The 14,586-nt window shown below is 52.7% G+C and carries 12 protein-coding genes; 10 read left to right on the top strand and 2 right to left on the bottom strand.

Features of this window, described 5'->3' with window-relative positions:
* Window positions 1–84 precede the first annotated feature (84 nt).
* Window positions 85–1,392: an MFS transporter gene (locus tag ACQKDS_RS00835; protein WP_399664705.1), complete on the top strand. Its 1,308-nt coding sequence runs from the start codon at window positions 85–87 to the stop codon at window positions 1,390–1,392.
* A 58-nt stretch (window positions 1,393–1,450) separates the two neighbouring features.
* Here the strand turns inward: ACQKDS_RS00835 and satP are convergent, their stop codons facing one another.
* The gene (gene satP, locus ACQKDS_RS00830; RefSeq protein WP_399665159.1) at window positions 1,451–2,023 is read right to left on the bottom strand and encodes an acetate uptake transporter; all 573 of its coding nucleotides are present in this window, start codon (window positions 2,021–2,023) and stop codon (window positions 1,451–1,453) included.
* 324 nt (window positions 2,024–2,347) lie between these two features.
* Between satP and dnaK the strand changes: the two genes are divergently transcribed.
* The 4 genes from dnaK to nhaR all read left to right on the top strand — a co-directional run bounded on the left by dnaK (window position 2,348) and on the right by nhaR (window position 7,981).
* A complete protein-coding gene (gene dnaK / locus ACQKDS_RS00825; RefSeq protein ID WP_399664707.1) occupies window positions 2,348–4,261 on the top strand; it encodes a molecular chaperone DnaK in 1,914 nt (637 codons plus the stop codon).
* Between the two features lie 107 nt (window positions 4,262–4,368).
* Window positions 4,369–5,499, top strand: a complete 1,131-nt coding sequence (gene dnaJ, locus ACQKDS_RS00820) for a molecular chaperone DnaJ (RefSeq protein ID WP_399664709.1) — start codon at window positions 4,369–4,371, stop codon at window positions 5,497–5,499.
* A gap of 233 nt (window positions 5,500–5,732) precedes the next feature.
* A complete protein-coding gene (nhaA, locus tag ACQKDS_RS00815; protein WP_399664713.1) occupies window positions 5,733–6,899 on the top strand; it encodes a Na+/H+ antiporter NhaA in 1,167 nt (388 codons plus the stop codon).
* A gap of 185 nt (window positions 6,900–7,084) precedes the next feature.
* A complete protein-coding gene (gene nhaR / locus ACQKDS_RS00810; protein WP_399664716.1) occupies window positions 7,085–7,981 on the top strand; it encodes a transcriptional activator NhaR in 897 nt (298 codons plus the stop codon).
* Between the two features lie 66 nt (window positions 7,982–8,047).
* Here the strand turns inward: nhaR and rpsT are convergent, their stop codons facing one another.
* Window positions 8,048–8,311 (bottom strand): 30S ribosomal protein S20, encoded by a 264-nt coding sequence (gene rpsT / locus ACQKDS_RS00805; protein ID WP_039991180.1) that lies wholly within the window; start codon window positions 8,309–8,311, stop codon window positions 8,048–8,050.
* A 392-nt stretch (window positions 8,312–8,703) separates the two neighbouring features.
* On the opposite strand from rpsT, the gene ribF reads away from it, so the two are divergent.
* The 5 genes from ribF to ispH all read left to right on the top strand — a co-directional run bounded on the left by ribF (window position 8,704) and on the right by ispH (window position 14,551).
* Window positions 8,704–9,642, top strand: a complete 939-nt coding sequence (ribF, locus tag ACQKDS_RS00800; RefSeq protein ID WP_399664720.1) for a bifunctional riboflavin kinase/FAD synthetase — start codon at window positions 8,704–8,706, stop codon at window positions 9,640–9,642.
* Window positions 9,643–9,792: 150 nt separating this feature from the next.
* Window positions 9,793–12,609 carry an isoleucine--tRNA ligase gene (ileS, locus tag ACQKDS_RS00795; RefSeq protein WP_399664723.1) on the top strand — a complete coding sequence of 939 codons (2,817 nt, stop codon included), beginning with the start codon at window positions 9,793–9,795 and terminating at the stop codon, window positions 12,607–12,609.
* Between the two features lie 14 nt (window positions 12,610–12,623).
* Window positions 12,624–13,145, top strand: a complete 522-nt coding sequence (lspA, locus tag ACQKDS_RS00790; RefSeq protein ID WP_399664726.1) for a signal peptidase II — start codon at window positions 12,624–12,626, stop codon at window positions 13,143–13,145.
* A gap of 1 nt (window position 13,146) precedes the next feature.
* On the top strand, window positions 13,147–13,617 hold the full coding sequence (fkpB, locus tag ACQKDS_RS00785) for an FKBP-type peptidyl-prolyl cis-trans isomerase (RefSeq protein ID WP_399664729.1): 471 nt from the start codon (window positions 13,147–13,149) through the stop codon (window positions 13,615–13,617).
* Complete coding sequence (gene ispH, locus ACQKDS_RS00780; protein ID WP_399664732.1) at window positions 13,598–14,551, top strand: 4-hydroxy-3-methylbut-2-enyl diphosphate reductase; 954 nt, start codon at window positions 13,598–13,600, stop codon at window positions 14,549–14,551. The genes fkpB and ispH overlap by 20 nt, the downstream gene beginning before the upstream one ends.
* Window positions 14,552–14,586 lie beyond the last annotated feature (35 nt).

Raw genomic sequence — 14,586 nt, 5'->3', positions numbered from 1 at the left:
CAATAGGTTGCCGTTATGGTAACAACTCGTTTACATTGTTTCTGCCGACATGTGCGATTTTCCCGCTTATTCTGACGGAGCCTTATGCATCACGATAATCATCGCCGACTGAATCGGCAAGACTACAAAACGTTAACGCTGGCGGCACTGGGTGGAGCCTTGGAGTTTTACGACTTCATCATCTTTGTGTTCTTCGCGGCGGTGATGGGGGAATTGTTCTTCCCGCCGGATATGCCCGAGTGGCTGCGTTTGATGCAGACCTTTGGCATTTTTGCCGCGGGCTATCTGGCCAGGCCGTTGGGCGGCATCGTCATGGCACATTTTGGCGATCGGGTTGGCCGTAAGAAAATGTTCAGCCTGAGCATTTTGCTCATGGCGTTGCCCACGCTGGGGATGGGGCTGCTGCCGACCTACGCCAGTATTGGTATTGCTGCCCCGTTGCTATTGCTGTTGATGCGCGTGTTGCAAGGTGCGGCGATCGGTGGTGAGGTGCCCGGTGCCTGGGTCTTTGTTGCTGAGCATGTGCCACATAAACACATTGGTTTTGCCTGCGGAACGCTGACGGCGGGGTTGACCGTCGGCATTTTGCTGGGTTCGCTGATGGCGACGCTCATTAATACGACCCTCAGTGCGCAAAATATTGCTGACGGTGGCTGGCGTATCCCGTTCTTGCTGGGGGGCATATTTGGTCTGATCGCTATGTATCTGCGCCGTTGGTTGCAGGAAACTCCCATTTTTATCGAGATGCAGGCACGGAAAGCGTTGGCAGAAGAGTTGCCGTTGAAATCGGTGGTGGTTAACCACCGAAAAGAGATTGCGGTATCGATGCTGCTTACTTGGCTGTTGTCGGCGGGCATTGTGGTGGTGATCCTAATGACGCCAACCTATCTGCAAAAACAGTTTGGTATTGCGCCCGCGCTGGCTTTGCAAGCCAACAGCCTTGCCACCGTAATGTTGATTTTCGGCTGTATTCTGGCCGGATTGGCGGCCGATCGTTTCGGCGCCAGTAAAACGTTTATTGCTGGCAGTTTACTGCTAGCGGGGTGCAGTTGGTGGTTTTATCAGACGGTGGGCGTGCAGCCGGAAATGTTGTTCGTCGGTTATGCGCTGGTGGGGTTCAGCGTTGGCGTCGTGGGGGCAGTACCGTATGTCATGGTGCGGGCGTTTCCGGCGGAAGTCCGGTTTAGCGGGATTTCGTTCTCATACAACGTGTCGTACGCTATTTTTGGCGGTTTGACGCCGATATTTATTACCCTGCTGATGAAATTAACGCCGCTGGCTCCTGCCTATTACGTATTAGCGCTGTCGATGATCGGGTTGGTGCTGGGGATTTACCTGCATCGCGATCTTGATAGTGCAAGCAAAGCGCGGCGCGTCAATTCTCTGAACTAAACAAAGCCCTGCGTCTGGTGCAGGGCTTTTGCTAATACATGTCATTCGGTTGGCGATATCAGGCGGTTTTCGCGTCGCCAATCGGCAGCACGTTGCGGCCTAATTGCTCATTGATCACCTCTGCCATGGCCAGATAAATGGCGCTGGCACCGCAAATAATCCCTTCATAGCCGGCAAAGACCAATATGGCTTGATTACCGGTGATATTACCGATAGCCAGTAGGGCAAATAATAGTGTCAGACTGGCGAAGACGAACTGTAATGCTCGGTTGGCGCGCAACGTACCGAAGAACATAAACAGCGTGAAGATCCCCCATAACGCCAGATAAACACCCAGGAAGGTTGCATCGGTCGGTTCGGCCAAACCCAGACGTGGCAGCAGCAAAATACCGATCAGAGTGAGCCAGAAGCTCCCGTAAGACGTGAAAGCGGTCAAACCAAAGGTATTGCCTTTCTTATATTCGAGTATGCCTGCAAAAATCTGTGCCAGCCCACCGAAGAAAATGCCCATGCTAATGATGACGGAAGTCAGTGGAAAAAAGCCTGCGTTGTGCAGGTTTAGCAAGACGGTAGTCATCCCAAAACCCATCAGTCCCAGGGGGCCGGGATTCGCCAACTTGTTGGTGTGCATATGTCCTCTGCGATAACAGAAAATTAACGAAAATAGCGTATTAAATACATAATTGGCCTGAGTGGCGGAAAAATAGCGAACTTCCATCAGCGCGCGCGGCATCATAATGATCCGCAGAGCAGGAAACAATGCTCGGATGAGCGATAAAAAAGAAATTTTTTTTGCCTTGCCCCTTGATGCTGGAATGGATGGCCCCATCTTATTCTCAACCGCAGTTGTCAACCGCGCTGAGGCGTGAATATTCGGGCAGTTGAAAAGCAAAAAAACGCCCGCATATAGGTTAGCAACCTGACCGAACATGAATTTATTAGTGGAGACGTTTAGATGGGCAAAATTATTGGTATCGATCTGGGTACTACCAACTCTTGTGTAGCAATTATGGATGGCAACAAGGCACGCGTGCTGGAAAACGCCGAGGGCGACCGCACAACTCCTTCTATCATCGCATATACCCAGGATGGTGAAACTCTGGTTGGCCAGCCGGCTAAGCGTCAGGCTGTCACTAACCCACAGAATACGCTGTTTGCGATTAAGCGCCTGATTGGCCGTCGCTTCCAAGACGAAGAAGCACAGCGTGATAAAGACATCATGCCGTACAAAATCATCGGCGCTGATAACGGTGACGCATGGCTGGAAGTTAAAGGCCAGAAAATGGCGCCTCCGCAGATTTCTGCTGAAGTGTTGAAAAAAATGAAGAAAACGGCTGAAGATTACTTGGGTGAACCGGTAACTGAAGCGGTTATCACTGTACCGGCTTACTTCAACGATGCGCAGCGTCAGGCGACTAAAGATGCTGGCCGTATCGCGGGTCTGGAAGTAAAACGTATTATCAACGAACCAACGGCTGCGGCACTGGCTTACGGCCTGGACAAAGAAGTCGGCAACCGCACCATCGCCGTGTATGACCTCGGTGGGGGTACTTTCGATATCTCTATCATCGAAATTGATGATGTTGACGGCGAAAAAACCTTCGAAGTTCTGGCTACCAATGGTGACACCCATTTGGGTGGTGAAGACTTCGACAGCCGCCTGATCAACTACCTGGTTGAAGAGTTCAAAAAAGAGCAAGGCATTGACCTGCGTAACGATCCGCTGGCAATGCAGCGTTTGAAAGAAGCCGCTGAGAAAGCGAAAATCGAGCTGTCTTCTGCTCAGCAGACCGACGTGAACCTGCCTTACATCACGGCAGATGCGACCGGTCCAAAACACATGAACATCAAAGTAACGCGTGCGAAACTTGAGTCACTGGTTGAAGATTTGGTTGCGCGTTCGATTGAACCACTGAAAGTGGCACTGAAAGATGCAGGTCTGTCTGTCTCCGATATCCAGGACGTTATCCTGGTAGGTGGTCAGACGCGTATGCCAATGGTTCAGAAAAAAGTGGCGGATTTCTTCGGTAAAGAACCGCGTAAAGACGTTAACCCAGACGAAGCGGTAGCCGTGGGCGCGGCCGTTCAGGGTGGCGTGTTGGCCGGTGATGTTAAAGACGTTCTACTGCTGGACGTTACCCCGCTGTCACTGGGTATCGAAACCATGGGTAGCGTGATGACACCGTTGATCACCAAAAACACTACCATCCCAACCAAACACAGCCAGGTGTTCTCTACTGCGGAAGATAACCAATCCGCCGTAACCATCCATGTGCTGCAAGGTGAGCGTAAGCGTTCGTCTGATAACAAGTCGCTGGGTCAGTTTAACCTGGACGGTATTCAGGCAGCTCCACGCGGCATGGCGCAGATCGAAGTCACCTTCGATATCGATGCTGACGGTATCCTGCACGTGTCGGCGAAAGACAAAAACACCGGTCGTGAACAGAAAATCACCATTAAGGCGTCTTCAGGTCTGAATGAAGAAGAAATCCAGAAAATGGTGCGTGATGCTGAAGTGAATGCTGAAGCAGACCGTAAGTTCGAAGAACTGGTGCAAACCCGTAACCAAGCGGATCATCTGATCCACGGTACGCGTAAGCAATTGGAAGAAGCGGGTGAGCAATTGCCTGCGGAAGACAAAACGGCTATCGAAAGCGCGTTGACAGATCTGGAAGCGGCGGTGAAAGGTGAAGATAAAGCCGACATCGAAGCGAAAACCCAGGCATTGGTGCAGGTTTCTGGCAAGCTGTTGGAAATGGCACAGGCTCAAGCGCAAGCACAAGGTGCTGACGCAGGGGCAGACAACGCCGCTAAGAAAGAAGATGACGTTGTAGACGCTGAGTTCGAAGAAGTTAAAGACAAAAAATAATCGCCCTTAAGCGGGCACGGTAACGCCCATCGTGGTACTACCGGAAACCAGCACGGGCGTCGAGGCAACTCTACGCCCGTGCACGCATGTTAAGGGTTAGCAAAATAATGGCGAAGAGAGACTATTACGAGGTTCTTGGCGTCTCCAAATCGGCGGATGAGCGTGAAATCAAAAAGGCCTACAAACGCCTGGCGATGAAGTACCATCCGGACCGAAATCAGGAACAAGACGCCGAAACCAAATTCAAAGAGGTTAAAGAAGCCTACGAGATCCTCACCGACGATCAAAAACGCGCCGCGTATGATCAATATGGTCACGCCGCGTTTGAGCAGGGCGGCATGGGTGGCGGCGGTGGCTTCGGCGGCGGCGGTGCCGATTTCAGCGACATCTTTGGTGATGTATTTGGCGATATCTTTGGGGGCGGCCGTCGTCAGCGTGCTAGCCGTGGATCGGATCTGCGTTACAACATGGAGCTGACCCTCGAAGAGGCAGTTCGTGGCGTGACTAAAGAAATCCGTATCCCAACGCTGGAAGAGTGCGACAGCTGCCACGGTAGCGGTGCGAAAGCCGGAAGTTCGCCGGTGACGTGTCCAACCTGTCACGGCCAGGGCCAGGTGCAAATGCGCCAAGGTTTCTTCACCGTTCAGCAGGCATGTCCGCACTGTCATGGCCGCGGCAAGATTATCAAAGATCCTTGCAACAAGTGCCATGGCCACGGTCGGGTAGAAAAATCTAAAACGCTGTCGGTGAAAATCCCCGCTGGCGTGGATACCGGTGACCGCATTCGTCTCGCCGGTGAAGGTGAAGCAGGTGAGCACGGTGCACCTGCTGGCGATCTGTATGTTCAGGTTGAGGTCAAAGCCCACCCAATTTTTGAGCGTGAAGGCAATAACCTGTACTGTGAAGTGCCGATCAACTTTGCCATGGCAGCGCTGGGAGGGGAGATCGAAGTCCCTACGTTGGATGGCCGCGTGAATTTGAAGATTCCGGCTGAAACCCAAACGGGCAAATTGTTCCGTATGCGTGGCAGAGGGGTTAAATCCGTACGTGGTGGTAGCCAAGGCGATCTGCTGTGCCGCGTAGTCGTTGAAACCCCAGTCAAGCTGAACGAGAAGCAGAAACAGTTGCTGAAAGAGCTGGAAGAGAGCCTGGGTGGCCCGTCTGGTGACAAGAACAGCCCACGTTCTAAAAGCTTCTTCGACGGCGTGAAAAAGTTCTTTGACGATCTGACGCGCTAATTGGCATTGTCCGTTTACCAACAGTAACGTAGCCCCGGTTTAAAACCCGGGGTTTTTTTTCAATGATTCGCTAGTTCTTGTATGAAAATGTGATTTTAAATTGAAATTATTCGTTAATAACGATTTATAGTGCACTTATAAACTTATTTTCTCGAATTGTTAGGCAGACTATACTCAATCTATTGTCTGGAAAGCGCAGTTGAAGCGCGACGTTACGATCGGGAGTGAACTGAGTGACTAATATTATTCGCCAATTTTTACGTCAGGAAGCGGCTGGCGGTGTGATTCTTATCGTGGCGGCCATTATTGCATTGGTGATGGCTAATACCCCCGCGCAGGGCGTTTATCAAGCGTTCCTTGATTTACCTGTGATGGTGAAAATTTCAGCGCTGGAAATTGATAAACCGTTGCTGCTATGGATCAATGATGGGTTGATGGCTATTTTCTTCTTAGTCGTTGGGCTAGAAGTGAAACGTGAGCTGATGCAGGGCTCGTTGGCTGGGCGTGATAAAGCGATCTTCCCGGCGGTTGCCGCATTGGGCGGTATGTTGATACCTGCCGCAGTCTATCTGTTGTTTAACGGTGCGGATGAAGTGACGCGTCAAGGTTGGGCGATCCCGGCCGCAACGGATATCGCTTTTGCCCTCGGTGTGATGGCGCTGTTGGGCAACCGTGTACCAACCAGTTTGAAAGTATTTTTACTGGCCCTCGCCATCATTGATGATTTGGGCGTGATCGTGATTATTGCCTTGTTCTACACGCACGAAGTGTCAATGGCGGCGTTAGGTGTAGCGGCAGCAGCCGTTGCGGTGCTGGCATTCTTAAACTGGCGCGGCGTTGGCAAAACATCTCTTTATATGATTGTCGGTTTGGTGTTGTGGGTAGCAGTCTTAAAGTCAGGTGTACATGCGACCTTAGCTGGGGTCATTGTTGGCTTTATGATCCCGCTTAACGCCAAGAAAGGCCCATCGCCTTCGGAGACATTAGAGCATGAGATGCATCCGTGGGTCGCATTCCTGATCCTGCCGCTGTTTGCTTTTGCTAATGCCGGTGTATCCTTGGAAGGTGTGTCGATCAATGGGTTAATCTCTCTGTTGCCGATGGGTATCGCCGCCGGTTTGTTTATTGGTAAACCACTGGGTATCTTTACCTTTAGCTGGGTTGCCGTAAAAATGGGCATTGCTCGCCTACCGGAAGGCATCAACTTTAAACATGTGTTTGCCGTTTCGGTTCTGTGTGGTATCGGTTTTACCATGTCGATCTTTATTGCCTCTTTGGCCTTCAGTGAGACGATGGTGGCTCTTAGTACCTATTCCCGTTTGGGGATTTTGCTGGGGTCGACGGCGGCGGCGTTGGCGGGATATTGCCTGTTGCGTCTAACGTTGCCACGGGTAAGGTAACCCGTATAGTTATCCCCTTTCAGGGCTATTTATGACAAAGGTTGGCCGGCGTTGCGGGAATACACTGGCAGCTTCGGCCGCTTTGTTTGCGATAGGCATTATTGCTTGTTGCCGAGCCTAAAAAGGGAGTTTGTCGTGTAATACGGCAGACAGTTTGCTACAGCGGAACGTATGGAGAACACCGCGTGAGAATGTCGCACATCAACTTTAATCATCTCTATTACTTTTGGCAGGTCTGCAAAGAGGGGTCAGTCGTCGGCGCGGCAGAGGCGCTCTTTCTGACGCCACAAACCATTACCGGCCAGATTAAAGCGTTGGAAGAGCGGTTGGACGGCAAATTGTTCAAACGTCAGGGGCGTGGATTGGTGCCTTCTGAGCTAGGGCAACTGGTGTTCCGCTATGCAGACAAGATGTTTATGCTCAGCCAGGAAATGCTGGATATCGTCAACTACCGCAAAGAATCGAATCTGTTGTTTGACGTTGGCGTCGCTGATGCGCTGTCTAAACGTCTGGTTAGCCAGGTGCTAGAGACGGCGGTGGTCGATCATGAACAAATTCACCTGCGCTGTTTTGAATCGACGCATGAAATGTTGCTGGAGCAACTGAGCCAGCACAAGCTGGATATGATTATCTCGGATTGCCCGGTCGACTCCAGTCAGCAGGAGGGGTTGTTCTCGTTAAAGTTGGGCGAATGCGGAATCAGTTTTTTCTGTCGCCAACCTGCACCTGAGCTACCGTTCCCAGCGTGTTTGGAACAGCGAAAACTGTTGATCCCAGGGCGGCGTTCCATGCTGGGGCGTCAATTGCTTAACTGGTTTAATACGCAAGGTATTCAGGTTGAAATTCTCGGGGAGTTTGACGATGCCGCGTTGATGAAAGCTTTTGGCATGTATCACAATGCAATCTTTGTTGCGCCAACCTTGTATGCACAAGATACCTATAACGATGATGACGTGGTTGAGATTGGGCGTATCGATAGCGTACAGGAAGAGTATTACATTATTTTTGCCGAGCGTATGATTCAACATCCGGCGGTACAGCGGGTATGCAATAAGGATTTCTCCAACCTGTTTGCGTTCTGAGCCTAAGTCGCAGACGTAAAAAAACCGGCCAAGGCCGGTTTTTTTAACAAGCAGACAACATAATGCTTATTGCATTGCGTTGATACGCGCAGACAAGTTTGACTTATGACGCGCTGCTTTGTTTTTGTGGATCAGGCCTTTAGCAGCCTGGCGATCCACAAGTGGTTGCATTACGGTGAATGCGTTTTGTGCTGCTTCTTTGTCGCCAGCTGCGATAGCCGCGTCAACCTTCTTAATGAAGGTACGCACCATTGAGCGACGGCTAGCGTTATGCTTGCGGCGTTTCTCAGACTGTACGGCGCGTTTCTTAGCTGATTTGATATTAGCCAAGGTCCAACTCCCAAATATATTCTATTGAGGACAATTCAAAGGCCGAGGAATATGCCCTTTTAGCCTTCGTTTGTCAATGGATTTGTGCAAATAAGCGCCGTTTGTACGGGCGGCACTTGCTACGTTGTGATGGCGCAGGATTTTACCAGCTTCGGCCGTGGGAATACAGTATTTCGCGAGAAAATTCACCCTACGTTGCCAGACTATGGCAGTAAGCCAGTGCGGCGGGGTGTTTCTCCGGGCTTTTACGTCAGAGAAACTGTGGTTTAGGCATTTCTCCCGCGACTTTACTCCGGTATGGTGTGACTATTCTATCCAAGGATGCAATCGCGGGTTAACCTTAATCGCTGTACAAGGTATAATCCGCCGATTTCCACTGTTTTGAGCCAGCTATGGAGCTAATTCGCGGCATTCACAATATCCGGGCACGCCACCATGGTTGTGTGCTCACCATCGGCAATTTTGACGGCGTACACCGTGGTCATAAGGCGCTGTTGGAGCAGTTGAAACAAAAAGGCAAACGTCTTGGGTTGCCGGTGGTCGTCATGATCTTTGAGCCGCAACCGCTGGAACTGTTTGCAGCGGATAAAGCGCCAGCTCGGCTCACGCGTTTACGTGACAAGGCCAAGTATCTGGCTCAGGCCGGCGTTGACTATCTACTGTGCGTCAAGTTTGATCCTCGCTTTGCCGCCCACACCGCACAGGTATTTGTTGCCGAACTGCTGGTGGAAAAGCTGGGGGTGAAGTTCTTGATGGTCGGGGATGATTTTCGCTTTGGCGCCAGTCGCCTGGGCGATTTTTCGCTGTTGCAACAGGCGGGCGAAGAATACGGTTTTGAGATCATCAGTACGCCGACCTTCCGTGAAGGGGATAAGCGCATCAGCAGTACCGCGATTCGCAATGCGCTGCGTGATGATAACTTGGCGTTGGCAGAAAAGCTGCTCGGGCATCCGTACAGTATTTCCGGGCGTGTAGTACACGGCGACGCGTTGGGGCGCACTATTGGTTTCCCAACGGCGAACGTGCCGCTTAAGCGCCTAGTTGCCCCGGTAAAAGGGGTGTATGCAGTGGATGTGTATGGCCTGGGGCCGCAACCGCTGCCGGGCGTGGCCAATATCGGCACTCGCCCAACCGTTGCTGGCGTGCGTCAGCAGCTCGAAGTGCATCTGTTGGATGTGACAATAGATCTTTATGGACGCCATATTGACGTGGTGCTCCGCGCAAAATTGCGCAATGAACAGCGTTTTGCTTCGCTCGATGCGCTGAAGCAGCAAATCGCCAATGATGTGGTGGCGGCCCGAACGTTTTTTGGGCTCAAGACACCGGTTTAATTGCTCGACCTGAATAATTTAAGCGTATGACGGCGGTAAGCGTGTGCATCCAGACCAACCTGCGTGAGCAAGTGAGGTTGGGGTGTGCGGCCAGCTATGACGACGCTTGGAATATGACGGGTATCTAGCCGAAACGGAAACGAGAATCTCATGAGTGACTATAAGAACACCCTGAACTTGCCGGAAACAGGGTTCCCGATGCGCGGCGATCTCGCCAAGCGCGAACCTGGCATGCTGCAACGTTGGTATGAACAGGATCTGTACGGGATTATTCGTGCTGCCAAAAAGGGCAAAAAATCCTTCATTTTGCATGACGGCCCTCCGTATGCGAACGGCAACATTCACATTGGTCACTCGGTTAACAAGATTCTTAAAGACATTATTATCAAGTCGAAAGGGATGTCGGGTTTCGATTCGCCGTATGTGCCGGGCTGGGACTGCCACGGTCTGCCTATCGAACTGAAAGTCGAACAGCTGTACGGCAAGCCGGGCGAAAAGCTTACGGCGGCCGAGTTCCGTCAAAAGTGCCGGGAATATGCCGCTGAACAGGTTGAAGGTCAGAAAAAAGACTTCATCCGCTTGGGCGTGCTGGGGGATTGGGATCACCCATACCTGACCATGGACTTTAAAACCGAAGCCAACATCATCCGTGCGCTGGGCAAAATCATCAGCAACGGCCACCTGTTGAAAGGCGCGAAGCCGGTTCACTGGTGCACCGACTGTGGTTCTTCGCTGGCGGAAGCGGAAGTGGAATATTACGACAAAACCTCTCCGTCGATCGACGTCGCGTTCCATGCGGTCGATCCGGCTGCCGTTGTCGCCAAGTTTGGCGTTAGCAGCGTTGAGGGCCCAATCTCATTGGTGATCTGGACCACGACGCCGTGGACTCTACCGGCTAACCGCGCTATCTCGCTACACCCGGAGTTTAGTTATCAACTGGTACAGGTAGATGGCCAGTGTCTGATCCTGGCGGCTGAGTTGGTGGAAAGCGTCATGAAGCGCGCGGGTATCACCAGTTGGCAAGTGTTGAGTGACTGCAAAGGTGCCGATCTGGAACTGTTGCGCTTCCAACATCCGTTTATGGGCTTCGACGTGCCGGCGATCATGGGCGACCACGTCACGCTGGATGCGGGTACGGGGGCGGTGCATACCGCCGGTGGCCACGGCCCGGACGACTTCGTTATCAGCCAGAAATACGGTCTGGAGATCGCCAACCCGGTTGGCCCGAATGGCTGCTATCTGCCGGGCACCTATCCGTCGCTGGACGGTAAGTTTGTCTTTAAGGCTAACGATCTGATTGTTGAGCTGTTGCGTGAGCAAGGCGCATTGCTGCACGTTGAGAAGCTGTTGCACAGCTATCCGTGCTGCTGGCGACACAAAACGCCGATCATCTTCCGCGCCACGCCGCAGTGGTTCATCAGCATGGATCAAAAAGGCTTGCGTCAGCAGTCGCTGGAAGAGATCAAAGGCGTTCAGTGGATCCCTGATTGGGGCCAGGCGCGTATCGAAACCATGGTAGCGAATCGCCCGGACTGGTGTATCTCACGCCAGCGTACTTGGGGTGTGCCGATGTCGCTGTTCGTGCACAAAGACACTGAGCAACTGCATCCACGCAGCGTTGAACTGATCGAAGAGGTCGCCAAGCGCGTAGAGCTAGACGGCATTCAAGCGTGGTGGGATCTGGAGCCAGCAGATATCTTGGGCGCTGAAGCCGCCGATTACGTGAAAGTCCCTGATACGCTGGACGTATGGTTTGACTCGGGTTCAACTCACGCTTCGGTGGTTGACGTTCGCCCTGAGTTCCAAGGCCACGGCGCGGATATGTATTTGGAAGGTTCTGACCAACACCGTGGATGGTTCATGTCATCGTTGATGATTTCCACCGCGATGAAGGGCAAGGCGCCTTACAAAGAAGTGCTGACTCACGGTTTCACCGTTGACGGTCAGGGCCGCAAGATGTCCAAGTCGATTGGCAACACCATCAGCCCTCAAGATGTGATGAATAAACTGGGTGGCGACATTCTGCGCCTGTGGGTGGCCTCGACCGACTATACCGGCGAGATCGCGGTGTCTGACGAAATCTTGAAGCGTGCAGCGGACTCTTATCGCCGTATTCGTAACACCGCGCGCTTCCTGCTGGCAAACTTGAGCGGGTTTGATCCAAGTACCGACTGCGTGGCACCGGAAGACATGGTGGTACTGGATCGCTGGGCCGTCGGTCGCGCGCAGGCAGCGCAGCAGGATATCGAACAGGCTTATGCCAACTACGATTTCCATGAGGTTGTACAACGTCTGATGCAGTTCTGCTCGGTTGAGATGGGGTCGTTCTATCTGGACATCATCAAAGATCGTCAGTACACCGCGCAAAGTGAAAGCCGTGCGCGCCGCAGTTGCCAGACCGCCCTGTTCCACATCGCGGAAGCCTTGGTTCGCTGGATGGCACCGATTATGTCCTTCACGGCCGATGAAATCTGGGGCTTCTTGCCGGGCAAACGTGCGCAGTACGTGTTCACCGAAGAGTGGTACGACGGCCTGTTCGGTTTGGCCGAAGGCGAAAGCATGAACGATGCTTTCTGGGCTGAGCTGCTGAAAGTCCGCGGTGAAGTGAATAAGGTGCTGGAACAAGCGCGTGCAGACAAACGCCTTGGCGGTTCATTAGAGGCTGCGGTGACGCTGTATGCCGATGATGCCTTAGCGGCAGACCTGAACAGCCTGCAAGATGAACTGCGTTTCGTGCTGCTGACCTCTGCTGCCCGGGTTGCACCGCTGGCCGATGCGCCTAATGACGCGCAGCAAAGTGAAGCGCTGAAAGGCTTGAAAATCGCGTTCAGCAGCGCTGAAGGCCAGAAGTGCCCACGTTGTTGGCATTTCACTACCGACATCGGCAAGGTGGCGGAGCACGCAGATCTGTGTGGCCGCTGTGTAACCAACGTCGCCGGCGACGGCGAAAAGCGTAAATACGCTTAATGAATAAGCGCCTGATGAATAAACCGATCTGTTCGACCGGCCTGCGTTGGCTGTGGTTAGTTTTGGTGGTACTGGTGTTGGACTTGGCCAGCAAACAGTGGATCTTGAGTCATTTTGTGCTGGGCCAGTCCCAGCCATTGATCCCTTCGTTTAACCTGTATTATGCGCGTAACTACGGTGCCGCGTTCAGCTTCCTGGCCGATCATGGTGGCTGGCAGCGCTGGTTCTTCGCAGGCATTGCCATTGCCATCGTCGCGGTATTACTGGTGATGATGTACCGCAGCCACGCGCGGCAAAAGCTGAATAACATCGCCTACGCATTTATTATCGGCGGGGCGCTTGGCAATTTGTTCGATCGTCTGTGGCATGGCTTCGTGGTCGACTTTATTGATTTTTACATCGGCAATTGGCATTACCCGACGTTCAACCTTGCAGATAGCTTCATCTGTGTCGGGGCGGCGATGATCGTGCTGGAGGGTTTTTTGCCAGCCAGCAAACGAACAACACGTGATAAAGATGAGCAACAAGGTGAGTAACATGACGGCTCAGGTACAACCCAACAGCGCAGTGCTGGTTCACTTCACGCTGACCTTGGAAGACGGTTCAACCGCCGAATCCACCCGTGGCAACGGTAAACCGGCGCTGTTTCGTTTGGGCGACGGTAGCCTGTCAGCGCCGCTGGAGCAGCAGCTAATAGGGCGGCATCCTGGCGATAAATGTACCTTCACACTACAGCCGGAAGACGCTTTTGGTGCGAATAATCCTGATTTGATCCAGTATTTCCTGCGCCGTGATTTTGCGGAAACCGGTGTACCCGATGTGGGTACGATTATGCTGTTTAGCGCGATCGACGGCAGTGAAATGCCGGGTGTGGTGCGTGAGGTAGCGGAAGAATCGGTAACCGTTGACTTTAATCATCCGCTGGCAGGGCATCCGATCACCTTCGATATTGAGGTATTGGAGATCGATCCGCAGCAGGAGGAAACGCATGCAAATATTGCTGGCTAACCCACGCGGCTTTTGCGCGGGGGTTGATCGCGCGATCAGCATTGTTGAACGTGCCTTGGAGATTTATGGTGCGCCGATCTATGTTCGTCACGAAGTCGTACATAACCGCTACGTCGTAGACAGCTTGCGTGCGCGCGGTGCGGTGTTTATTGAAGAAATTTCAGAAGTGCCGGACGGTTCGATTCTGATCTTTTCGGCCCATGGTGTCTCTCAGGCGGTGCGTGCTGAAGCGAAAGCGCGTGACTTGACCATGCTGTTTGATGCCACATGCCCACTGGTCACGAAAGTGCACATGGAAGTGGCGCGGGCAAGCCGTAAAGGCACCGAAGCTATTCTCATCGGCCATGCGGGTCACCCAGAAGTTGAAGGCACCATGGGGCAGTACAGCAACCCGGAAGGGGGAATGTATCTGGTCGAGTCGCCGGAGGACGTTTGGAAGCTACAGGTGAAGAATGAGAACAACCTGTGCTTTATGACACAAACTACGCTATCGGTAGATGATACCTCGGATGTGATTGACGCCTTGCGCCAACGCTTCCCGAAAATTATCGGTCCACGCAAGGATGACATCTGCTACGCCACCACCAACCGCCAAGAGGCGGTGCGCAATCTGGCGGGGGATGCTGATGTGGTGTTGGTGGTGGGATCGAAGAACTCGTCCAACTCCAACCGCTTAGCAGAGTTGGCGCAGCGCGTCGGAAAACCCGCTTATCTGATTGATTCCGCAGCGGATATTCAAGAGCAGTGGCTCAAGAATGCGGTTAATGTCGGTGTGACAGCCGGCGCTTCCGCGCCAGATGTGCTGGTGCAGGATGTGATCAGTCGCTTAAAAGCCCTGGGTGGTAAAGACGTGCAGGAAATCAGCGGGCGTGAAGAGAACATCGTGTTCGAAGTGCCTAAAGAGCTGCGTGTGGATATTAAGCAGGTCGATTGACCGCTGTGGTATCATTAGCAATAACGGGGAGCCTA

It is taken from the genome of Serratia sp. NPDC078593 (genome assembly GCF_050268245.1).
In the GTDB taxonomy this organism is placed as follows: domain Bacteria; phylum Pseudomonadota; class Gammaproteobacteria; order Enterobacterales; family Enterobacteriaceae; genus JBNNGK01.
This window is presented reverse-complemented; position numbering and strand designations above follow the sequence as displayed.

Excerpts from the sequence above, each read along its gene's own strand:
- ACQKDS_RS00835 (WP_399664705.1), top strand. The coding sequence starts at position 85 with ATGCATCACGATAATCATCGCCGACTGAATCGGCAAGACTACAAAACG.
- satP (WP_399665159.1), bottom strand. The coding sequence starts at position 2,023 with ATGCACACCAACAAGTTGGCGAATCCCGGCCCCCTGGGACTGATGGGT.
- dnaK (WP_399664707.1), top strand. The coding sequence starts at position 2,348 with ATGGGCAAAATTATTGGTATCGATCTGGGTACTACCAACTCTTGTGTA.
- dnaJ (WP_399664709.1), top strand. The coding sequence starts at position 4,369 with ATGGCGAAGAGAGACTATTACGAGGTTCTTGGCGTCTCCAAATCGGCG.
- ribF (WP_399664720.1), top strand. The coding sequence starts at position 8,704 with ATGGAGCTAATTCGCGGCATTCACAATATCCGGGCACGCCACCATGGT.
- ileS (WP_399664723.1), top strand. The coding sequence starts at position 9,793 with ATGAGTGACTATAAGAACACCCTGAACTTGCCGGAAACAGGGTTCCCG.
- lspA (WP_399664726.1), top strand. The coding sequence starts at position 12,624 with ATGAATAAACCGATCTGTTCGACCGGCCTGCGTTGGCTGTGGTTAGTT.
- fkpB (WP_399664729.1), top strand. The coding sequence starts at position 13,147 with ATGACGGCTCAGGTACAACCCAACAGCGCAGTGCTGGTTCACTTCACG.
- ispH (WP_399664732.1), top strand. The coding sequence starts at position 13,598 with ATGCAAATATTGCTGGCTAACCCACGCGGCTTTTGCGCGGGGGTTGAT.